A 21,663-nucleotide genomic window follows, 5' to 3' on the forward strand; every position below is an offset into this window, starting at 1 on the left:
TCGAAGACAGCTCACTCCGAGCGAAAGGCCCAGGTCAGCATAGCCGTGCCACGGGCAGCCGATCACCCGGCAGCGGGTCCGTCGTCACCGCCGCCGAGAGCTCGCCGAGGTAGCGGGAGCGCTCCATCGGCACCGCGCCGAGGCTGCGCACGTACGGCCCGTCCCACTGGGCGTCGAGCAGCCGCCCGCCCGCGGTGGCGAACCGGGCCCCGAGGTCGGCGACGGCGACCCGGGCGGCGTCCGGCCGCCGGTGGAACATCGAGTCCAGGCTCAGCACCGGCCCCACGGCCACCCCGAAGACCCCGCCGATCAGCTCCCCGTCCTCCCACACCTCGACGCTGTGGGCCGTTCCCCGCGCATTCAGCTCGACCAGTGCTTCTATCAACTCTTCTGTGAGCCAAGCCGGTTGGCGCCCATCGGCACAGGCCGTGAGGACCTCGCCGAAGGCCTGGTCCGCGGTCGTCCACCACTCGACCGCACCCCGCAGCCGCCGGGCGAGCCGGCGGGGCAGCCGGACCGCGCCGGGCCGCAGCACCGGGCGCGGGTCCGGCGACCACCAGGCCAGCGCGTACGGGTCCGCCCCGCCCGGCAGCAGGGCCACCTCCCCCGCCTCCGCCGCATCCCCGTACAGCGCCTCGTTGTAGGCGCCCGCGTAATCGTCGGCCGCGGGCAGCGGGAACAGCCCGCGCCGGTAGGCCGCAGACAGCTCCTCCGGTCCGAGCGCTCCGCCGAAGGCCACCGGGCCGTCGGCGGGGGCGAGTCCGAGGTCCAGCGCGTCGAAGGCCGTCGCGGTCACGGTCGCAGGAACCCTTCGTCGGCCAGCCGGGCCAGGTAGTGGTCCAGCAGGGCGCCGTCCACGGCGGGCAGTTCGACCCCGCTGCCGTCCAGCGCCGCCTCCGCGTTGAGCCGGTCGAAACGCGGGAACACCGACTGGAAGTACAGCTCGCTGATGGACAGTTCGGATCCGGGCGCCCGGTCGACGAACAGTGGGACGAACGGCGTGATCGGGTGGTTCGGGTGCCCGGCGGCGAACCGGACCAGCCGCCGCACCCAGTCGTGGTACGGGAGTCGGTCGATCCGGTGACCGCGCGCCCGGAGCCGGTCGGCCAGCTCGGGGAGCCCGGCCGGATCCGGCGAGGTGAGGTGATAGACCTCGCCGTCGGCGGGTGCGTGCGCGGCGATGTGGGCGACCGCGCGGGCGAACCGGTCGGCGGGCACGAAGTCCAGCGGCAGCTGGACGTCCGGGTAACTGCCGCTGTCTGCAAAGTACTTGATCAGCGCGCAGAGTTCGGTCCCGGTGTTCATCACCCCGGCCGCGAGGTCCCCGGTGACGTCGTTGGTGCGCAGCACGGTCACCGGCAGCCCGCCCGCCGCCGCGTTGTGCAGCAGCTGCTCGGCGACCCACTTGCTCTCCACGTAGCCGACGCCGAGCCGCTCGGGGTGGGCGAGCGGGGTGCGTTCGGTGACCTCCCGGACACCGGCCGCGCCGAACCCGGCCAGCACGGCGAGGGTGGAAAGGTAGTGCACGGGCACGCCCCGGCTGTGCCCGGCGAGCCGGATCAACTCCCGGGTGCCGCCGACGTTGGGCGCGCGCAACTGGTGGTACGGGTAGAGGAAGTTGACCAGCCCGCCGAGGTGGTAGACCGCGTCCAGGTGCCCGGCCAGCCAGTCGAAGCGGCGCTCCGCCAGCCCGAGCCGCTCGGCGGCGAGGTCCCCGACCAGCGGCACCACCCGGTGGTCCGCCAAGTCGTGCCGCAGGAAACGCTGTTGGGTGGCGCGTAGCCGTTCCAGCGCGTGTTCCTCGTCCGGCGCGCGGACCAGGCAGTGGATCCGCGCCCGGGTGGTGGCGAGCAGCACGTGCAGCAGGTGGGCGCCGCAGAAGCCGGTGGCGCCGGTGAGCAGGATCTCGGCGGGCTCGGCCCGGGACGGCGCCGGGCTCCAGGACTGGCCGACGGGTTCGGTGAGTCGGGCCTCGGCGTGCCAGTCGACGGCGGCCTCCCCCGGGGCGGCGCCGGCCCGGGCGGCCTGTAGGGCGGCGGTGAAGTCGCGCAGGACGGGCGAGCGCAGCAGCGCCCGGGTGAGGGTGCGGACGTGGCCGACGTCCAGGCCGAACATCATCCGGGCCCGGGCGAGCATCTCCATGGCGAGCAGCGAGGTGCCGCCGAGGGCGAAGAAGTCGTCCTCGGGACCGACGAGTTCGGCGCCGAGCAGCTCCGCCCAGAGGTGGCCGACGGCGGCCTCCACGGCGCTCGGTCCGGCAGCGGCGGCAGCAACGGCGGCCGGGGCAGAGGCCGGGCCCGCCGTCCGGACCGGGGCGTGCGGCAGCGAGCGCCGGTCGATCTTCCCCGCAGCCGTGAGCGGCATGGCCTCCAGCGGCACGAACTCCGCCGGGACGAGGTACTCCGGAAGCCGCTCCGCGAGGAACCCCCGCAGCCCCTCGGGGGGCACCGCCCGGTCGCCGAGCGTGTAGTACGCGGTGAGCACCCGGCTGCCGTCCGGCGCGCTGCCGTCGGCCGCGACCCGGGCCTGCCGCACCGCCGGGTGGGCGGCCAGCACCGCCTCCACTTCGGCCGGGTCGACCCGGTGCCCGCGCACCTTCACCTGGTCGTCGAAGCGCCCGAGGATCTCCAACTGCCCGTCCGTCCGCCAGCGCCCGGCGTCCCCGGTGCGGTACATCCGCTCGCCGGGCAGCGGCGCGTACGGATCGGGCCGGAACGATTCGGCGGTGAGCCCGGCCTGCCGCCAGTAGCCGCGGGCGAGGCCGGGCCCGCCGAGGTGTATCTCGCCCCGCTCGCCGGGCCGCACCGGTCGCAGCCGCTCGTCCAGCACGTGCACCCGCACCCCCGGCAGCGGCCGCCCGATCGGCACCGGCGCGGTCGGGGAGTCCAGCAGCTCCGGGGTGACCTCGCCGTGCAGGGAGGTGACGGCGGCCTCGGTCACCCCGTACGCGTTGAGCAGCCGCACGCCCGGCAGCCGGTCCGCGCAGGCCCGGCAGTCGTCGGCGTGCACCACGTCCCCGCCGACCACCACCAGCCGCAGCCCGTCCGGGGCCGGGCCGCCGGGCGGCAGCAGGTCCAGCACGTGGTGCCAGTAGGCGGGCGTGAAGTCGGCGACGGCCAGGCCGAGCCGGGGCAGCCGGTGGACCAACTCGGTGGGCGCCCAGGTGTCGCGGCCGCCGAGCACCACCGTCGCTCCGGCGAGCAGCGCCGAGAACACCTGCTCCAGCGCGGTGTCGGCACCTAGCGCGGCCAGCTGGAGCACCCGCTCGCCGGGAGCGAGGCGGTAGGCGTGGATGACCCGGTCGAGGGTGAACACCAGCGAACGGTGCGTGACGGGGACGCCCTTGGGGCGGCCGGTGGTGCCGGAGGTGTAGATCAGGTAGGCGAGGTCGTCGGGCGTGGCGGCTTCGTCCGGCACCGGCGGCGCCGCTCCGGGGACGTCCGGTGCCGCTCCAGCGACGTCCGGCGCCACCCGCTCCACCCCGTCGAACCCGCGACCGTCCGTGACCGCCACCCGCGCCCCGCTGTCCGCCACCAGCCCCGCGAGCCGCCGCTCCGGATGCGCCGGATCCAGTGGCAGGAACGCACCGCCCGCCTTGAGCACCCCCAGCCAGGCCACCACCAGCTCCACCCCGCGCCCCAGGCAGACCGGCACCACCTGCTCCGGCCCCACCCCCCGGGCGCGCAGTTCGGCGGCCAGCCGGTCGCTGCGCGCGTCCAGTTCGCGGTAGCTCAGTGTGGCCTCCTCCCCCACCACCGCGATCGCCGTCGGGTCGTGGGCGGCCCGGGCCCGGAACAGCCCGTGCACGGTCTCCGCGAACCCGGCGCGGGCATACTCCGCACGGACGAACCCGGCGCGGCCGGACCCCGCGCGCGCGGACCCCCCTGCCGGGGCGGACGCGTTCCGCTCCACCCAGGCCCGGCACCGGGCCCGCCCGGCCGGCCCGTAAACTTGCCGCCACCCGGCGGGCAGTGGCAGGTCCCCGGGCTCCACGGGCCAGAGCCCGTACTGACCGTCGTCGTTGGCTACCACGGCGTGACGCCCGGAGTTCACATCCGTGCGTGCGCCCAGTGCGCTGTCGGCTGCGTCGTCCACCGGCTTGACCTCGTGCTTGAGCGGCAGAATGCTGGGAGGTGCGACATTTCCGACTATACGCACTCAGGGGACACCGACAACGTCCGTCGCACGGACCGCCGGACGTCACTCTCCCGTGGGCCGAACCGGCCGCGGGGCCCGTACACCAGTTCCGCCCTCGCCCGAACTCCCCCGCCCGACCGGCGGGGTGGTGCCGCGGAGGAGGTAGCCTCGTTGACTCGCCGGCGACAACGCCTGATGGTCTGTTACCTGCTCTGGATGGTGCTGTTCACCGGCATCTACTTCGCCGACCCCGGCCTCCGGATCATCTGGTGGACGGGCATGGGCCTGGGCGGCGTCGCCGCCGTCGTGGTCGGCGTCCGGCTCAACCGACCCCGTCACCCGCTGTTCTGGTACCTGCTGGCACTCGCCAACCTCAGCTTCACCACCGGCGAGGCGGTGCAGGCCCTGCAACTCGACATCCTGCACCTGGACAACCCGTTCCCGTCCGTCGCCGACGGCTTCTACCTCGCCCAGTTCCTGCTGTACGCGGCCGGGCTGCTCGGCTTCATCCGCTGGCGCACCGCCCGCCAGGACCGCGCCGGGCTACTGGACGCCCTGATCATCACGCTCGGCCTGGCACTGCTCGCCTGGATCTACCTGATCCTCCCGTACGCCCGGAACCCGGACCTCACCTGGGTGCAGAAGGCCGTCTCGATCGCCTACCCGCTCGGCGACGTGGTCGTCCTCGCCCTGCTGCTACGGCTGTTGACCCCGCGCGGCGGCAACTCCCGCTCGCTGCAACTGCTCACCGTCGGCGCCCTCGGCCTGCTCACCTCCGACATCCTCTACGGGCTGATCCAGCTGCACGGGCACTGGCGGATCGGCACCGGCGTGGAACTCGGCTGGGCCGCGTTCTACACCGCCTGGGGTGCGGCCGCGCTGCACCCCTCGATGGTCGAACTGACCAGACCCGTCCCCACCCAGCAGCCCGACCTCTCGGCCGGCCGGCTCGTCCTGCTGACCCTCGCCTCGCTGATCGCGCCCGGCATGCTGATCATCGATTCGCTGGACGGGAGCACCAGCAACGCCGGCGTGATCGGCGCCTTCTCCGCCCTGCTGTACCTGCTGGTGCTGGCCCGGCTGGCCGTCGTCGTGGTCGCCCGCCGGCAGGCGGTGGCCCGGGAACGGGCCCTGCGCCAGGCGGGCGCCCGGCTGACCGCGGCCGTCACGGTGGCGGAGGTCGCGGACGCCGTCCAGGCCGCCGCCTCCACCCTGATGCCGGCCGAGCGCGGGCACGTCGCCCTGCTGGCGGTGGCGGAGTCCGGGGTGCTGCACGTCCGGCGGGCCGGCGACCGTACGGACGGTGGAGGCCCGGCCGGGGAGCCGGCCAAGAGCCTCAGCGGCCCCGGGGGCGCCTCCCCGCACCGCCCCACTCCGCACCTCCCCACCCTGCAGGAGGACGAGGTCCTCGCCGGCCTCGCCGCCCACCGCGAGACCCGGCTGCTGCCCGCCGGCTCCGTCGACCTGCCCGGCCAGCTCGGCGGCATGCCCGCCGCCCTGGTCTGCCCGCTCATGCTGGCCGAACGCCCCTCCGGCGACCCGCTGATCGGCTCGCTCGTCGTCACCGGCACCGAGCAGGAACTCACCAGCCTCTGGGGCTCGCTGGAGATCCTGGCCGCCCAGGCGGCGCTGGCCGTCGAACGCGTGATGCTGAGCCAGGAGGTCACCCGGCGCAACAGCGAGCTGTACTTCCGCACCCTGGTGCAGAACGCCAGCGACGTCATCCTGATCCTCGACGCCGACGACGGCATCCGCTACGCCTCCTCCTCCGCCCAGCGGGTGCTCGGCCACCCAAGCCTGGACGGCACCCTGCTGACCGACCTCGTCCCGCCCGAGGACAGCCGGGAGGTCGGCAAGGCGCTGGCCCGGATGCGTGACCCCGGCGAGCCGCCCCGCGGCGACCAGCCGCGCGAGCACTGGCGGCTGCTGCGCCTGGACCACACCCCGATCGAGGCCGAGGTCCGCTACACCGACCTTCGTGACGACCCGACGGTCGGCGGCCTGGTGCTCACCCTGCGCGACGTCACCGAGCAGCGCCAGATGGAGCGCGAGCTGACCCACCGGGCCTTCCACGACTCGCTGACCGGCCTCGCCAACCGGGTGCTGTTCCAGGACCGGGTCGGCCACGCGCTCTCCCGAGGCGAGCGCAGCGGGGCCGTCACCGGGGTGCTGTTCATCGACCTGGACGACTTCAAGGTGGTCAACGACACCCAGGGCCACGCGGTCGGCGACGAACTGCTGGTCGCCGTCTCGCTGCGGATCTCCACCGCGCTGCGCAGCTCCGACACCGCAGCCCGGCTCGGCGGCGACGAGTTCGCCGTCCTGGTCGAGGACGCCTACTGCCCCGGCGACGTGGACACCATCGCGGCCGGCGTGCTCTCAGTGTTCGCCGAACCGTTCAAGCTCAGCGCGGGCGCCGTCCGGGTCAGCGCCAGCATCGGCGTCGCGACCACCGAGGACAGCGTGGACTCCACCGAACTGCTCGCCCACGCCGACCTCGCGCTCTACTCGGCGAAGGCAGCCGGCCGCCGCCAGTGGTGCCACTACCGGCCGGCCCTGCAGGCCGGGATGGTCGAGCGGCACGAGATGAACGAGAACCTGGACTCCGCCATCGCCGAATCGGCCTTCCAGCTGTACTACCAGCCGATCGTCGACCTGCGCACCGGCGACCTGGTCGCCTTCGAAGCCCTCGTCCGCTGGCCCCACGACCGGCGCGGCATGGTGCTCCCCGACGAGTTCATCTCGCTCGCCGAGGAGAGCGGCCAGATCGTCCCGCTCGGCGCCTGGGTCCTGGAACGCGCCGCCGAGGAGGCCGCCGCCTGGCACGCCGCCAGCTCCGCCGCCCGCACCGCCACCGGCCGCCCCCCACTGCGGGTCAACGTCAACGTCTCCGCCCGCCAGTTCCGCGACGCCGGCTTCGTCGACGTGGTGCGCCACGCCCTGGACACCTCCGGCATCGACCCGCGCACCCTCGTCCTGGAACTCACCGAATCCGTCCTGATGCGCCGCGACGACCGCCTGCGCGCCGACATGGCCACCCTCGGCGACCTCGGCATCGGCCTCGCCATCGACGACTTCGGCACCGGCTACTCCTCGCTGTCGTACCTGCGGGAGTTCCCCATCTCCCTGCTGAAGATCGACAAGTCCTTCATCGACGGCCTCGGCCTCTCCCCCCAGCAGTACGCCCTGGTCGAGGGCATCACCCGGATCGCCGACACCCTCGGCGTCCAGGTCATCGCCGAGGGCATCGAACACCCCGACCAGCGCGACCTGCTCGCCGCCATGGGCTGCCCCCTGGGCCAGGGCTACCTCTTCGCCCACCCGATGGACGGCCCCCAGGCCCGCGCCCTGGTCCGCCGGACGACGTACGAGCCGGCGTAACCAGAAACCGGGCCGACAAGGCAATGAGCCGGAAACGGGACCGGCGCACGCGGGCAGGCGGAACGGGCGCTGACACGCCGGGGACGCGCCGCTGTTCACTCGCACGAGTGATTGCCTACGGTATGCACACGGACCGACACTCGGAGCATCCGGAGAGCTCATGAGGCTCTCCCGGCGCAAGGAGTGACGCCATGACCGCAGCCGAATCCTCCACCTCCGAGATCCCGCAGATCGCGGGCCACTCCGAGCCCACCGGCCACGGCCAGGACCTCGCGGCGATCGGCGGCAACGTCGGCTCCGTGTACCGGGCCTGGTGGACCTGGACCCCGTCGCACGGGACCTTCAACCTCCAGATCCCGTGGAACGTCATCGGGATCGACTCGACCGTCGTCATCACCGCCTCCGAGATCGACTCCAACGGGCACCGGTTCGTCGGCGCCGCCGCCTTCCAGGTGTCGAGCATCGCCCCGGGCAACGGGGTCGTCACCTTCAAGATCAACATCGACTGGGGCAGCTCGCTGCCGATGCGCACCGACGTCCTGGTCTTCAACTGACCGGACCTCCGGCGCGCACGGAACAACGCGCACGGAACAAGCGGAACACCAGGAGTGGGAAGTCGGCCCGGCCGACTTCCCACTCTGTCGCTTCCATGCCTGACGCCGCATCAGCCCGGGGATGTAAACCCGTGGGCCGATGCGGGCGGGCGGGAGATCAATCGGTGGGCCGATGCCGCCGTCCGGCAGCGCGTGACAGCGTCCTCGCCATGGACACCACGCCGTTCACCGGCCCCACCGGACTGACCCGCCGTCGCGTACTGGGCACCGCAGTGGCCCTGGGCGCCGCCGCCCCGCTCGGCCTGGCCTCCACCGCCCGGGCGGACGCCCCCACCCCGGCACCCGCTCCCACGCCGAGCCGGCTCACCCTGCCCGAGCCCACCGGCCCGCACCGCGTCGGCACCGTCGCCCTGCACCTGCGCGACACCTCCCGGCCGGACCCGTTCGCCGGCGCCGGCCGGTACCGCGAGCTGATGGCCGCCGTCTGGTACCCGGCCCGGAAGGCCGACGAACTCCCGCTCGCCCCCTGGCTGAGCGACGGCGCCCTGAAGGCCTTCCTGGACGACGCCGGCTACCGGCTCCCGCTCACCCTTGCCCCGCTCACCGCGGCCCGCCTTGGCGCGCCCGTCCACCGCCCCGGCCACCGGCTGCCCGTCATCGTCTACTCGCACGGTGCCCACGCCCACCGGGCCGTCAACACCGTCATCGTCCAGGAACTCGCCAGCCACGGCTACGTCGTGGTCACCGTCGACCACACCTGGGACGCCTTCACCGAGTTCCCCGACGGCCGCGTGCTCACCCCGTGGATCGAGGGCGCCCCCCGGATCGGCCCGAACGACTGCGCCGCCGACGCCCGCTTCGTGCTGGACTGCGTCGAGGAACTCGCCGCCGGACACAACCCCGACGTCGACGGCAAGACTCTCCCCGAGGGCCTGCTCGGCGCCCCCGACCCGCTCGACGTCGGCATGTTCGGCTGGTCCAAGGGCGGTTCGGCCACCGCCGCCGTCATCATGGCCGACCGCCGGGTCCGGGCCGGCTTCGCCATCGACGGCCCGATGGCGGCGATCACCATCACCGACCTCGACCGGCCGTTCATGATGATGACCGCCGAGTTCGGCCGCGACCGCAACCCGGACGCCGTCACCTTCTGGAACCACCTGCACGGCTGGCGGCTCAACATCCAGGCCGACGGCGTCGTCCACGGCTCCTACGAGGACGCCGCCGTCCTGCTTCCCCAGGTCGGCAAGCTGCTCGGCATCCCCGAGCAGCAGATCCAGCAGCAGGTCGGCACCCTGCCCCCCCGACAGCTCGGCCCGCATCCAGCAGGCCTACCCGCTCGCCTTCTTCGACCGCCACCTCCGGCACCGCCGCGGCGCCCTCCTGGACGGCCCGTCCCCGAAGTTCCCGGAGGTCAAGTTCCTGCCGTGAGGCCGGAAACGGGGAGGCCGGTACGGGGGCGGACGCCACGGGGGTGCGGCCGCCCCGCTTCCCGGGACGGGCGGGGGACGTCCCTGGGAAGCCGGGACGGTGGAGGGACGGTGACTCGGAGCCCGAGAGTGGGAGCGCTGATCCATCGCTCCCGTACCGCCCGGAGGACTCCATGCGTTCCATCACCCGAAAGGCCGCCACGATCGGCGCCACCCTGGCCCTGGCTGTGTCCGGGGCGATGCTCGCGGCCGGCCCGGCCTCCGCCGCCACCAGCTGCTACGCGAGCAGCTGCACCGGGCTGGACCCGGCCACCACCACCTGTGCCAACGACGCCATCACCGTCTCCACCGACGGTCCGCTGGAGCTGCGCTACAGCCCGTCCTGCCGGGCCGCCTGGGCGCGGGACAGGAACGCGGTCGCCGGTGAGTCCGTGTCGATCCAGAACCACCCGGGCCAGGACGCCGACTACTCCACCTTCACGTACTCGGGCGGCGCGATCTGGTCCGCGATGGACAACGACGCGGGCATCCAGTCGCAGGCCAGCTCCCACGGCAGCAACGGTGTCCACCGGACCGGCTGGTACTAATCGACCGCGCAGCGGCCCCCGTCGAGCGGTGTGCTCGACGGGGGCCGCTGGGTGTCCCGGGGTGGTCAGACCGACATGCCCTGGGTGGCAGTGGCGGTGGCGGTGGGTGGGGTGGTGCTGCCGGCGGTGGTGCCGAGGGTGCGTTCGATCTTGGCGACCGCGCTGCGGTACTGCATGGCGGCGGCCTGGGGGTCGGCGCCCTGGCGTTGGAAGTAGCCGTAGGCGAGGCCGACGGTGCCGAAGCGTTCGACGCCGACGAAGGCGTTGAGCTGGACGCCGGCGAGGGTGCCGTCGAGGCGGGCGGCGGGGGCGTCGGGGCGGTCTCCGAGGGTGACGGGGGTGACGGTGAAGGTCACCGTCTCCCCGATGGCGGAGCCGAAGGTGATGGTGTGGCAGGTCTTCAGCGCGTCGGCGACGGTGTTGACGTCGGCGGTGAGCTTGCCGGAGTCCTCGGCGGCGAGGGCCTCGGTGACCATCGGGTTGCCGTCGGGGCCGTCCAGTTCGGTTTCGGCGCGCGGGGTCGCCGGATCGGGGGCAGTGGCGTGCATGTTGATGAGGGCGTTGAGCGCGTCGCAGCCGGTGACGGGGGTCGGGTTGGCGCTCGGGCCGGGGCTGGGGGTGGCGGGCGCCTCGGCGTAGCCCGGGCCGAGGTCGTTCGCGGTGAGCAGCGCCGACTTCAGCTGGTCGGCGGACGGTAGCGGCGGTACGGCCGCGCCGCCGACGGCACCTGCGGTGCCCGCGGGGCCCAGGGCGGCCGCCGCGACCAGGGCCGCGGTGGTGAGGGCGTGGAGTGGCCTCGGGAGGGACATGCTGGCCCCCGGTCGAGTGGTCGGGCAGGGACAGGCAACCAGTGTCCCACCGGGGCCGGGGCGGGGCGCGCGGGCAGGCGTCCTCGCAGGTCAGCGGGCTACCCGGCGCACCGGGTAGCCCCCCGACTGCCCGACGTCAGATGGCCGCGGCCAGTTCGGTGCCCTGCTTGATGGCCCGCTTGGCGTCCAGTTCGGCGGCCACGTCCGCGCCGCCGATGACGTGCACGGACAGGCCGCGCTCGCGCAGCGCGTCCGCGAGGTCGCGGCGCGGTTCCTGGCCGGTACAGAGCACCACGGTGTCCACGGGCAGCAGTTGGCGTTCGCCGTCGACGGTGTAGTGCAGTCCGGCGTCGTCGATGAGGTCGTACGTGGCGCCGGCGACCATCACCACGCCGCGGTGCTTGAGTTCGGTGCGGTGGATCCAGCCGGTGGTCTTGCCGAGTCCGGCGCCGACCTTGCCGGTCTTGCGCTGCAGCAGGTGGACGCTGCGCGGGGGCTTCGGCCGCTCGGGGGCGCGCAGGCCGCCGCGCTCGCGGTACTCCGGGTCGATGCCCCACTTCGCCTGGAACACGGGCGGGTTGAGGCTGGCCTGGTCGCCCTGGTCGGTGAGGAACTCGGCCACGTCGAAGCCGATCCCGCCCGCGCCGAGGATGGCGACCCGCTCGCCGACCGGCGCGCCGTCGCGCAGCACGTCGAGGTAGCCGAGCACGCTGGGGTGGTCGATTCCGGGGATGTCGGCGGGAGTCCGGGGCGTGACGCCGGTGGCGAGGACGATCTCGTCGTGCTCGGCCGCGGCGAGCTGTTCGGCGGTCAGGACGGCGCCGAGGCGCTGGGTGACGCCCAACTCTGCCAGCCGGGTGCGGTAGTAGCGCAGCGTCTCGGTGAACTCCTCCTTGCCGGGGATCCGCCGGGCGATGTTCAGCTGGCCGCCGATGGTGTCGGCGGCGTCGTAGAGCGTGACGGTGTGGCCGCGTTCGGCGGCGGAGACGGCGAAGGCGAGGCCGGCCGGGCCGGCGCCGACGACCCCGATGGACTTGCGCACCTTGGTGGGGGCGAGGACGAGTTCGGTCTCGTGGCAGGCGCGCGGGTTGACCAGGCAGGAGGTGATCTGGAGGTTGAAGGTGTGGTCCAGGCAGGCCTGGTTGCAGCCGATGCAGGTGTTGATGGCGTCGGCGCGGTCCTCGCGCGCCTTGGCGACGAAGTCGGCGTCGGCGAGCAGCGGGCGGGCCATCGAGACCAGGTCGGCGCAGCCGTCGGCGAGCAACTGCTCGGCGATCTCGGGGGTGTTGATGCGGTTGGTGGTGACCAGCGGGATGCCGACCCGGCCCATCACCCGCCGGGTGACCCAGGCGAAGGCGCCGCGCGGCACCGAGGTGGCGATGGTGGGGATGCGGGCCTCGTGCCAGCCGATGCCGGTGTTGATGATGCTCGCGCCGGCGGCCTCGACGGCCTGGGCGAGCTGGACCACCTCGTCGAGGGTGGAGCCGCCGGGGACGAGGTCGAGCATGGAGAGCCGGTAGACGATGATGAAGTCCTCGCCGACCCGCTCGCGGACCCGGCGGACGATCTCCACCGGGAAGCGCGTCCGCCGCTCGTAGTCGCCGCCCCACTCGTCCTGGCGGTGGTTGGTGGCGGCGACGATGAACTCGTTGATCAGGTAGCCCTCGGAGCCCATGATCTCGACGCCGTCGTAGCCGGCCCGGCGGGCGAGTTCGGCGCAGCGGGCGAAGTCCTCGATGGTCTGCTCGACCTGTTCGGTGGTGAGCTCGTTGGGCACGAAGGGGCTGATCGGGGCCTGGAGGGCGCTGGGGGCGACCAGGTCGCGGTGGTAGGCGTAGCGGCCGAAGTGCAGGATCTGCAGGGCGATCTTGCCGCCTGCGGCGTGCACGGCGTCGGTGACCACCCGGTGCTCGTCGGCCTCCGCCTCGGTGGTCAGCATGGCGCCGCCCTCCCAGGGGCGCCCGGCCTCGTTGGGGGCGATGCCGCCGGTGACGATCAGGCCGACGCCGCCGCGGGCGCGCTCGGCGTAGAAGGCGGCCATCCGCTGGTAGCCGCCGGGGGCCTCCTCCAGGCCGACGTGCATCGAGCCCATGACCACCCGGTTGGGGAGGGTGGTGAAGCCCAGGTCGAGCGGGCTGAGCAGGTGCGGGTAGCGGCTGCTGCCGGGGGTCGAGCTCATCGACGTCTCCTGAGGGGGCGGCCAGTGGGGATGGTTACCGCAGAGTAGGCGACGGTCGACGCGCTATGCAACTAGTTGCATAGGGCCGTCGGAGAAGCCCCGGCACACCGCGGCCGGGCGGCGTATCGTCGTGCCGTCGCCTGTCGGAACCCGCCGTCGCGCGCCGACGGCACGGACGCCGAGAGCGCCGGACACGCCGAGATGCGCGGGCACGCAGGGGCACGCGGGGGCACGCAGCAGACGCAACAGGGACCCGGGAGAGGGGACGACCGTGCGGGGTGGCTCGGTGGTCGTGGTCGGCGGCAGCATCGCCGGAAGCGCCTTCGCCGGGGCGGCCGCCCGGCTCGGTGCGGAGCGGGTCGTGGTGCTGGAACGCAGCCCGGGCCGGCTGGAGGACCGCGGCCTGGGGATCTGCACCCACAACGACCGCTTCGCCGAACTGGTCGACGCCGGCCACCTCGCCCCGGACACCCGCCGCCACCGGCTCACCGTGCGCCGCTGGGTCACCCGGGGGCCGGCCGGCGAGGGCGACGGCCCGTACGGGCGCGGGCGGCTGCTCTGGGCGCAGCCCTTCCCGTTCCACTCCCACCACTGGGCGGTGCTCTGGCAGGCCTTGCGCGAGAAGGCCCCGGCGGCGGTGGAGTACCGGCTGGGCACCACCGTGACGGCGGTCGGCGGCGACCCGGACGGCGCCTGGACGGAGCAGGCCGACGGCACCCGCACCCCGTACGACCTGGTGATCGGTGCGGACGGCTACCGCTCCGTGGTGCGCGCCGCCGTCTGCCCGCAGGCCGAGCCCGAGTACGCCGGGTACGTCTGCTGGCGCGGCAGCTACGACTCCGCACTGCTGGACGGGCTGCCCGGCGGCGGCGCGGCCTGGCCGGAGGAGGAGTGCGCCACCGTCTGCTACGGCGGCGGCCAGGTGGTGCTCTACCGGATCCCCGGGCTCACCCCCGGACGCACCCAGGTGAACTGGGTCTTCTACGCGCCCACCCCGGACTGGCTGCGCCTGGACGGCCCGACCGCCGTCGCGGCCGGCGCCCTCACCGGAGAACAGCTGGACGGGATGCGGGAGTTCGCCGAGCGGCAGCTGCCGCCGTACTGGGCCGGGGTGATCGCGCTGACTCCGCCCGAGCGGACCCTGCTGCAGCCGGTCTACGACCTGGCGGCCCCGCACCGCACGGCCGGACGGCTGCTCATCGGCGGGGACGCGGCGACCATCGTCCGCCCGCACAACACCAGCGGCGCGGTGAAGGCGCTACAGGACGCGTACGCCTTCGAGCAAGCCGGGCTGCGGCTGGGCGGTGGCTCCTGGGCGCCGCTGCTGGCCGCGTACGACCGTGAACGGACCGCCGCCGGGCTGGAGTTGGTGGACCTGGGCCGCACGCTGGGCCGGGCGCAGGTGACCGCGGCGCCGGACTGGTCGGCGATGGACGAACCGGCGATGGACGCCTGGTGGCGGGGCCAGCTCGCCCCCGGCGCGGGCTTCGGCGGCCACGCACTCGGACACGCCTCCGGACATGCCGCCGGGCGGGCCGGCTGAGCCGGCCCGCCCGGGCGCAACCCTCGGGGAGGGATCAGACGTTGACGCCGTAGTCGGTGGCGATGCCACGCAGACCGGAGGCGTAACCCTGGCCTATCGCGCGGAACTTCCACTCGGCGCCGTTGCGGTACAGCTCACCGAAGACCATCGCGGTCTCGGTGGAGGCGTCCTCGGTGAGATCGTAGCGGGCGATCTCCTGGCCGTTGGCCTGGTTGACGATCCGGATGAAGGCGTTGCGGACCTGCCCGAAGTTCTGCAGCCGGGCGTCGGCGTCGTAGATCGACACCGGGAAGACCACCTTGGCGACGTCGGCCGGCACCCGGTCCAGGTCGACCTTGATCTGCTCGTCGTCGCCGTCGCCGCCACCGGTCAGGTTGTCGCCGCTGTGCTCGACCGAACCCTCGGGGCTGCGGAGGTTGTTGAAGAAGACGAAGTGCTGGTCCGAGACGACCTTGCCGAGCGCGTTGCAGAGCAGCGCACTGGCGTCCAGGTCGTAGTCGGCCCCGGTGGTGGTGCGGACGGCCCAGCCGAGACCCACGATCACGGCGCTCAGACCGGGCGCCTCCTTGCTCAGCGAGACGTTGCCGCCCTTGGCCAGCGAAACTCCCACAATGCCCTCCTCGGATCTCTCCCTGCGGACGAATCTACAACACTGTAGAGATCACGAGAATCCGCCTGCGGGCTGGCCCCGCCCCGGGGATTTCTCAGGGGCCGGGGAGGGAACCGATCGCCCCCGGCCGTGATCCCTCCGCGCCCCGGCCACCGTACCGGCCGGGGCGCCGGGAGGGTACGGCCCTCATACACTGGCGGTGGATCCCTGGCCGTCCCCGTTCCGAGGCCCCCGCGGGAGGTTCCCATGCGCCAGCGGTACAGCTTCCACCTCGACCAGGACGGTCACTCGGTCACCGTCAACGTCCGCTCCGGCTGGATCACCGAGACCGAGCTGCTGGTGGACGGCAAGGAGTGCGCCTTCCACCGCACCCACGGCCACGGCGGCTACCCGCTGACACTGTCCGGGCAGCTCGCCGAGGAGCCGCCACGGCCGCTGGCCGTCCGGCTGGACCGGACCGGCCGGGCGGAGCACCCGCTGGCCTGCGTGCTGGAGTTCGCGGGCGCCGAGCACCCGATGCCGGAACTCACCGCCCGCTGAGGCCCCCGGGCGCACTTCCGTCCGCAGCCGGGGCGGCCCCGCTACCGCGCGGCGGTGTCCCCGAGGATCTCCTCGACCGCCTTCCGGGCCCGCTCGGCGTCCTCCGCCACCAGCCCGATCCTGGTCCGCCGGTCCAGCACGTCGGCGGCGTCCAGGGCGCCCTCGTGGGTGATCGCGTACGCGACCTCCGCGCGGGTCACGTCGATGCCCTCCGCCACCGGCACCGACTCCCCCGCCGCCAGCACCTCGTGGGACAGGCCGCCGTGCCGGGCGACCAACGAGGCGGGCACCCCCTGGATCGGCAGCGGGCGGCTGTCCCGGTGGCCGGGGGCACCGACCAGCGGCAGCCGGGCCGTCCAGCAGGTACGGGCGGGCAGGCCGCGCAGCCGGACGGCGGCGTCCACCGCGTCCTCGGCCATCCGCCGGTAGGTGGTGAGCTTGCCGCCGACCACGGTGACCACCCCGGACGGGGACTCCAGCACCGCGTGCTCCCGGGAGATGTCGGCGGTGCTGCCGCCCCCGGTGTCGATCAACGGGCGCAGCCCGGCGTAGGCGCCGCGGACGTCCGCCCTGGTCAGCGCGGTGGCCAGGGCGGCGTTGACGGTGTCGAGGAGGAAGGTCAGCTCGGCCTCGGTGGGCTGCGGCTCGTCCGGGACGGGGCCGGGGGCGTCCTCGTCGGTCAGGCCGATCGCGACCCGGCCGAGCTGCTGCGGCAGCGCGAACACGAAGCGGCTGGTGGAGCCGGGCACCGGCACGGTGAGCGCGGCCGCCGGGTGGCCCAGGACCGCGGCGTCCACCAGCAGGTGGGTGCCGCGGCTGGGACGCAGCTTGATCGAGGTGTCCACCTCGCCGGCCCACACCCCGGTGGCGTTGATCACCGCGCCCGCGGTGACGGTCAGCGTCTGCCCGCTCAGCGCGTCGACCAGCCGGGCCGACGTCCCGGTGACGGACTCGGCCCGCACCCGGGTCAGCACGCTCGCCCCGTACTGCGCGGCGGTGCGCGCCAGGGCGACCACCAGCCGCGCGTCGTCGACGAGTTGGCCGTCGTGGGCGACCAGGGCGCCGCGCAGTCCGGCGGTCCGGACGGCCGGCGCCAGTTGCCTGGTCCGGGCCGCGTCGATCCGGCGCATCCGCGGCAGCAGGGCGCCCGGCGTGCCGGCGCTCAGCCGCAGGGCGTCGCCCGCGTGGAAGCCCGCGCGGATCAGCGAGGCCTGCCCCGGGCGCAGCAAGTCGGGCAGCAACGGCACCAGTTGGGGCAGCGCGCGGACCAGGTGCGGGGCGGTGCGGGTCATCAGCACACCGCGCTCGACGGCGCTCTCCCGGGCCACCTTGACCCGCCCGGAGGCGAGGTAGCGCAGGCCGCCGTGCACCAGCTTGGAACTCCAGCGGCTGGTGCCGAAGGCGAGGTCGCGGGACTCCACGAGTACCGTCCGCAGGCCGCGCGCGGCGGCGTCCAGCGCCACCCCGGCGCCGGTCACCCCGCCGCCGATCACCAGCAGGTCGATGTGCGGATCGTCGGCGAGCGCGTCGAGCTGGCGCAGCCGGCGGACGGCGTTCAACTGGGCGGTTCCCGCGTACGGGCCGGCCTCGGGCGTCATGGTGCGAGGTATCCGTTCAGCGCTCGGGCCAGTTCGCGCCGCCAGGCCGCCTCCGGTAGCAGGGAGGCCACCATGCGGTGCGACTGGACGGTGGACTGGGCGATCAGCAGGACCATGGCGGCCAGTTCGGTCGGCTCGCCGGCCCGGACGGAGCCGTCGGCCTGGCCCCGCTCGATGCCGGAGCGCAGCGCCTCCAGCAGGCCGCGCTGGCTGGCGCCGAGGCGCTCGACGACGTACTGGAGCAGCAGGTCGGAGTCGTCGGAGTGGAGCAGCGCGCCGAGCACCGGGTGGTCGCGCAGCCGGACGGCGACCTCCACCACCCGGTCCACGAAGGCCTCCCGGCCGTCCACCGCCAACGAGGCGCGCTCCAGGGTGGCCAGGATCTCGCGGGTGAGCAGCGCCCCGATCACCGCCTGGACGTCCGGCCAGCGCCGGTAGACGGTCGGGCGGCTGACCCCGGCGCGGCGGGCGATCTCCGCCAGCTGGGTGCGGCGCACGCCGAGGTGCACGACCAGGTCGGCGGCGGCGTCCAGGATCGCGTCATCGGTGCTGCGCGGCTCGGCGCCGTGCGGCTCGGCGCTGCGGGGCTTCGCAGCCTTGACCGGCTCTCCGGCCGTGGCGTTACTACTTGACATGATGTGTGAAACTGTAACGCATGGCACCTGAGACGCAAGCGGGACCGGCCGACGCCGCCCTGCCCCTCCCCCCGATGAAGTGGAACGCCTGGGGCGACCCGGCCCTCGCCAAGGAACTGTCCGCGGACATCAAGGGACTGCTCGCCGCCGCCCTCGGCGTCACCGGCGACGCCGTCCCCGGGCCGAGCGCCGCCGAGGTCGTCCTGCGTCCGTCCCGGATCACCGCCGAGGACCTCAAGGCCCTGGCCGACGCCGTCGGTGAGACCCACGTCAGCGCCGCCGACGCCGACCGGCTGCCCCGGGCCGGCGGTAAGTCCACCCCCGACCTGCTGCGCCGCCGCAGCCGCGAGGCCCAGGACGCCCCCGACGCCGTCGTGCTGCCCGGCGACGAGGCCGAGATCGCCGCCGTCCTCGCCGTCTGCGCCGAACGCCGGATCGCCGTCGTCCCGTTCGGCGGCGGCACCAGCGTCGTCGGCGGGCTCGACCCCGAGCGCGGCCCCTTCCAGGCTGTCATCTCGCTCGACCTGCGCCGCCTCGACCAGCTGCTCGCCCTCGACGAGACCTCCGGCGAGGCCGTCCTCGGCGCCGGTCTCACCGGTCCCGCGGCGGAGGCGCTGCTCGCCGAACACGGCTGGGAGCTCGGCCACTACCCGCAGAGCTTCCGCTACGCCACCATCGGCGGCTTCGCCGCCACCCGCTCCTCGGGCCAGGACTCGGCCGGGTACGGGCGCTTCGACGAGATGGTCCGGGGCCTGCGCGTGGTCACCCCCGCCGGGACGCTCGACCTCGGCCGGGCCCCCGCCTCCGCCGCCGGGCCCGACCTGCGCCAGCTGTTCCTCGGCTCCGAGGGCACCCTCGGCGTGATCACCGCCGTGCGCCTGCGGGTCCACCCGCTGCCCGCCGTCAAGGCCTACGAGGCGTGGAGCTTCCCCGACTTCGCCACCGGGACGGCCGCGCTGCGCGCCGTCGAGCAGCAGGGCACCGGCCCGACGGTGATCCGGCTCTCCGACGAGGCCGAGACCATGGTCAACCTCGCCACGACCGAGCAGATCGGCGGCGCCCCCACCGTCACCGGCTGCCTGGCCGTCACCGTCTTCGAGGGCACCGCCGAACAGGTCGCCGCCCGGCACGACCTCACCCGCGAGGTACTGCTCGCCGCCGGCGGAACCTCGCTCGGCGAGCCGCCCGCCCGGGCCTGGGAGCACGGCCGGTTCAACGCCCCCTACCTGCGCGACTCGCTGCTCAGCGCCGGCGCGCTGTGCGAGACCCTGGAGACGGCGGCCGAGTGGGGCCGGCTGGCCGAACTGCGCACCGCCGTCACCGAGGCGCTCACCACTGCCCTGCCCGGCGCGCTCGTGCTCTGCCACATCTCGCACGTCTACCCGACCGGCGCCTCGCTCTACTTCACCGTCGTCGCCGCCCTCGGCGAGGACCCGCTCACCCAGTGGGGCACCGCCAAGCGGGCCGCCGGCGACGCCATCGTGCGCAGCGGCGGCACCATCAGCCACCACCACGCCGTCGGCGCCGACCACCGGCCCTGGATGACCGAGGAGATCGGCGACCTCGGTGTGCGCATCCTGCGCGCCGTCAAGGCCGAACTCGACCCGGCGGGCATCCTCAACCCCGGGAAGCTGATCCCGTGACCGGCCCGAGAACCGTCATCCGCAGGGTCACCGTTCTCACCAACCCGGCGGCGGGCATCGGCCACGCCGAACCCGCCGCCCACCGGGCCGTCGCCCGGCTGCGCGCACTCGGCGTCGAGGTCGAGCCGCAGGCCGGGCAGTCCGCCGACGACGCCGTCCGCCTCGCCCGCGAGGCGGCGGCCGGCGGGGCCGACGCGGTGGTCGTGGTCGGCGGCGACGGCATGGTCAACCTGACCCTCCAGGCCCTCGCCGGCACGGCCGTCCCGCTCGGCCTGATCCCGGCCGGCACCGGCAACGACCACGCCCGCGAGTACGGCCTGCCGATCGACTCCCCCGAGGCCGCCGCCGAGGTCATCGCCGCCGGCCGCACCCGCGGCGTCGACCTCGGCCGGATCACCGGCCCGGACGGCGCCGTCCGCTGGTACGGCTCCGTCCTCGCCAGCGGTTTCGACTCGCTGGTCAGCGACCGCGCCAACCGGCTGCGCTGGCCCCGCGGCCGGATGCGCTACAACCTCGCCATCCTCGCCGAGTTCGCCAACCTGCGCCCGCTGCCGTTCCGGCTCACCCTCGCCGACGGCACCGTCGTCGAACGCGACCTCACCCTCGCCGCCGTCGGCAACACCCGCAGCTACGGCGGCGGCATGTTGATCTGCCCGGCCGCCCTGCCCGACGACGGACTGCTGGACGTCACCCTCGTCGACGCCATGCCCCGGCTGCGGATCGCCCGCTTCTTCCCCACCCTCTTCAAGGGCACCCACATCACCCACCCGGAGGTCACCACCCTGCGCACCGAGTCGCTGCGGATCGAGTCCCCCGGCATCACCGCCTACGCGGACGGCGAGTTCATCACCGCCCTCCCCGTCGACGTGGCGGTCCACCGCGAGGCCCTCCGGCTGCTGGTGCCCTGACCCCCCCGGCTCCCCGGCTCCCCGGGCTCAGCCGACCAGGCGGCGGCGCCAGAGCAGGGGGCGTATCTCGATCGTGTCGGAGGGGTCGCCGCTCCAGAGCGTCGGGAGGCCGACGGCCGCCAGGGCGGTGACCACCTCCTCGCCGATGGCCGTGGTGGTCGCCGGGGAGCCGTCGAAGCCGCCGTAGAGCAGGGACAGGCCGTGGCCGGCGGCAGCCGACTCGGTGCACTGGGAGTGGAAGTAGACGAAGCCCCGGGCCTCCGGCCGCCCGGCCGCGCCGATCTCCGCCTCACCGCAGGAGCGGCAGCAGGTGAAGTCCTCCCGGGCGGTGATGCCGGCCGCCTCCAGAGCGGCGAACGCGCGGGCGAGGCGTTCCGGGTCGGTCTCGCCGATCCAGCCGCTCTGCTCGCCGATCCGCTCCAGCCAGAGCCGGTCGGCGAGTTGCTCGGCCTGGGCCGGGGAGAGCGGGCGGCGCTCGCCGGAGACCAGGTACTCCTCGGCGTGCTCGGCGAGCCCGGCGCGGTCGGTGTAGCCGCAGGCGAGGGTCAGCCGCAGCTGCTCCTCCAGCTGCTGCCGTTCCTCGGGCTCCAGCACCGGCGCGGGCACCGGCTCGGCGGCCGGGCCGAAGTCCAGCCGCTCCCACGCCAGGGCGTCACCCCAGCCCGGCTCCTGCCGTGCCCAGGCCGTCATCGCCGTGAGCACCGTCTCCGGCCCGTCCACCCGCACCTCGAAGTGCCGGGCGGCGGAGCCGTCGCGGTGCTCCAGGGTGTAGTCGCCGCCGGCCTTGTGCCAGACCTGGATGTACACGTCCGGCAGGTCCGGTATCCGCTGCACGACGAGGAAGGTGTCGGCCCCGGCGCCGATGCGCCGGACCAGCCCCGCCAGTTCGTCCGCGGTCACCCTGAGGTGCCGCGCGTCGTTCGTCTGCACCGTGATCGCCAGCATGACGTCACCCTCGCACAGCCCACCGACAATCCGGACGGCGCGGGCACGGTCCTGTCGGACAGGGCCTAGCTGCAATGCCGGTGACTTAGGTTGTGGCGGCTCTGCTGGTGATCGTGATGACGGCCGGGAGCGGTGGTGGCCAGTCGCGGTGTTGGGCGCGTTTGAGG

Annotated in this window: 15 protein-coding genes and 2 pseudogenes; 8 read left to right on the plus strand and 9 right to left on the minus strand. The window is 74.2% G+C overall.

Translation table 11 applies throughout. From position 1 onward, the window contains the following. Nucleotides 1-34: 34 nt before the first annotated feature. The 3 genes and pseudogenes from ACZ7BZ_RS07310 to ACZ7BZ_RS07320 form a co-directional block, all read right to left on the minus strand. Nucleotides 35-796 (minus strand): leucyl/phenylalanyl-tRNA--protein transferase, encoded by a 762-nt coding sequence (locus tag ACZ7BZ_RS07310; protein WP_470357519.1) that lies wholly within the window; start codon nucleotides 794-796, stop codon nucleotides 35-37. Continuing rightward, nucleotides 793-3,807, minus strand: coding sequence for an amino acid adenylation domain-containing protein (locus tag ACZ7BZ_RS07315; RefSeq protein WP_470357553.1), 3,015 nt, complete (start codon nucleotides 3,805-3,807; stop codon nucleotides 793-795). Before ACZ7BZ_RS07315 ends, ACZ7BZ_RS07310 begins: the two co-directional genes overlap by 4 nt. Before the next feature lie 111 nt (nucleotides 3,808-3,918). Beyond that, a pseudogene (locus tag ACZ7BZ_RS07320) lies at nucleotides 3,919-4,158 on the minus strand (MbtH family NRPS accessory protein); the annotation flags it as partial. Nucleotides 4,159-4,308: 150 nt separating this feature from the next. Here ACZ7BZ_RS07320 and ACZ7BZ_RS07325 point away from each other — a divergent pair. From ACZ7BZ_RS07325 to ACZ7BZ_RS07340, 4 genes and pseudogenes are all read left to right on the plus strand, one after another. Then, nucleotides 4,309-7,518: a putative bifunctional diguanylate cyclase/phosphodiesterase gene (locus ACZ7BZ_RS07325; protein WP_470357520.1), complete on the plus strand. Its 3,210-nt coding sequence runs from the start codon at nucleotides 4,309-4,311 to the stop codon at nucleotides 7,516-7,518. Nucleotides 7,519-7,709: 191 nt separating this feature from the next. Further along, nucleotides 7,710-8,072 (plus strand): hypothetical protein, encoded by a 363-nt coding sequence (locus ACZ7BZ_RS07330; RefSeq protein WP_470357521.1) that lies wholly within the window; start codon nucleotides 7,710-7,712, stop codon nucleotides 8,070-8,072. A gap of 209 nt (nucleotides 8,073-8,281) precedes the next feature. Next, nucleotides 8,282-8,770 (plus strand): annotated as a pseudogene (locus ACZ7BZ_RS07335) (acetylhydrolase); the annotation flags it as partial. A 902-nt stretch (nucleotides 8,771-9,672) separates the two neighbouring features. After that, nucleotides 9,673-10,086 carry a DUF2690 domain-containing protein gene (locus ACZ7BZ_RS07340; protein ID WP_470357522.1) on the plus strand — a complete coding sequence of 138 codons (414 nt, stop codon included), beginning with the start codon at nucleotides 9,673-9,675 and terminating at the stop codon, nucleotides 10,084-10,086. A 65-nt stretch (nucleotides 10,087-10,151) separates the two neighbouring features. Here the strand turns inward: ACZ7BZ_RS07340 and ACZ7BZ_RS07345 are convergent, their stop codons facing one another. Both ACZ7BZ_RS07345 and ACZ7BZ_RS07350 read right to left on the minus strand, forming a co-directional pair. Then, nucleotides 10,152-10,895, minus strand: coding sequence for a hypothetical protein (locus ACZ7BZ_RS07345; RefSeq protein ID WP_470357523.1), 744 nt, complete (start codon nucleotides 10,893-10,895; stop codon nucleotides 10,152-10,154). A 136-nt stretch (nucleotides 10,896-11,031) separates the two neighbouring features. Continuing rightward, nucleotides 11,032-13,074 carry an oxidoreductase gene (locus tag ACZ7BZ_RS07350; protein ID WP_470357524.1) on the minus strand — a complete coding sequence of 681 codons (2,043 nt, stop codon included), beginning with the start codon at nucleotides 13,072-13,074 and terminating at the stop codon, nucleotides 11,032-11,034. Between the two features lie 271 nt (nucleotides 13,075-13,345). Between ACZ7BZ_RS07350 and ACZ7BZ_RS07355 the strand changes: the two genes are divergently transcribed. Further along, nucleotides 13,346-14,617 carry a Rossmann-fold NAD(P)-binding domain-containing protein gene (locus ACZ7BZ_RS07355; RefSeq protein WP_470357525.1) on the plus strand — a complete coding sequence of 424 codons (1,272 nt, stop codon included), beginning with the start codon at nucleotides 13,346-13,348 and terminating at the stop codon, nucleotides 14,615-14,617. A 34-nt stretch (nucleotides 14,618-14,651) separates the two neighbouring features. On the opposite strand, the gene ACZ7BZ_RS07360 is transcribed toward ACZ7BZ_RS07355, so the two are convergent. Then, on the minus strand, nucleotides 14,652-15,227 hold the full coding sequence (locus tag ACZ7BZ_RS07360; RefSeq protein ID WP_380451482.1) for a TerD family protein: 576 nt from the start codon (nucleotides 15,225-15,227) through the stop codon (nucleotides 14,652-14,654). Nucleotides 15,228-15,473: 246 nt separating this feature from the next. On the opposite strand from ACZ7BZ_RS07360, the gene ACZ7BZ_RS07365 reads away from it, so the two are divergent. Further along, nucleotides 15,474-15,767, plus strand: coding sequence for a hypothetical protein (locus tag ACZ7BZ_RS07365; RefSeq protein ID WP_470357526.1), 294 nt, complete (start codon nucleotides 15,474-15,476; stop codon nucleotides 15,765-15,767). A gap of 41 nt (nucleotides 15,768-15,808) precedes the next feature. Here the strand turns inward: ACZ7BZ_RS07365 and ACZ7BZ_RS07370 are convergent, their stop codons facing one another. Continuing rightward, on the minus strand, nucleotides 15,809-17,365 hold the full coding sequence (locus ACZ7BZ_RS07370) for a glycerol-3-phosphate dehydrogenase/oxidase (RefSeq protein WP_470357527.1): 1,557 nt from the start codon (nucleotides 17,363-17,365) through the stop codon (nucleotides 15,809-15,811). Next, the gene (locus ACZ7BZ_RS07375) at nucleotides 17,362-18,000 is read right to left on the minus strand and encodes a TetR/AcrR family transcriptional regulator (RefSeq protein WP_470357528.1); all 639 of its coding nucleotides are present in this window, start codon (nucleotides 17,998-18,000) and stop codon (nucleotides 17,362-17,364) included. The genes ACZ7BZ_RS07370 and ACZ7BZ_RS07375 overlap by 4 nt, the downstream gene beginning before the upstream one ends. 20 nt (nucleotides 18,001-18,020) lie before the next feature. Between ACZ7BZ_RS07375 and ACZ7BZ_RS07380 the strand changes: the two genes are divergently transcribed. Both ACZ7BZ_RS07380 and ACZ7BZ_RS07385 read left to right on the plus strand, forming a co-directional pair. Further along, nucleotides 18,021-19,643, plus strand: a complete 1,623-nt coding sequence (locus tag ACZ7BZ_RS07380) for an FAD-binding oxidoreductase (RefSeq protein ID WP_470357529.1) — start codon at nucleotides 18,021-18,023, stop codon at nucleotides 19,641-19,643. After that, nucleotides 19,640-20,551, plus strand: a complete 912-nt coding sequence (locus ACZ7BZ_RS07385) for a diacylglycerol kinase (RefSeq protein ID WP_470357530.1) — start codon at nucleotides 19,640-19,642, stop codon at nucleotides 20,549-20,551. Before ACZ7BZ_RS07380 ends, ACZ7BZ_RS07385 begins: the two co-directional genes overlap by 4 nt. 27 nt (nucleotides 20,552-20,578) lie before the next feature. Here the strand turns inward: ACZ7BZ_RS07385 and ACZ7BZ_RS07390 are convergent, their stop codons facing one another. Beyond that, nucleotides 20,579-21,496 carry a DUF6891 domain-containing protein gene (locus ACZ7BZ_RS07390; RefSeq protein WP_470357531.1) on the minus strand — a complete coding sequence of 306 codons (918 nt, stop codon included), beginning with the start codon at nucleotides 21,494-21,496 and terminating at the stop codon, nucleotides 20,579-20,581. Between the last annotated feature and the right edge of the window lie 167 nt (nucleotides 21,497-21,663).

Source organism: Kitasatospora sp. NPDC036934, assembly GCF_055608425.1.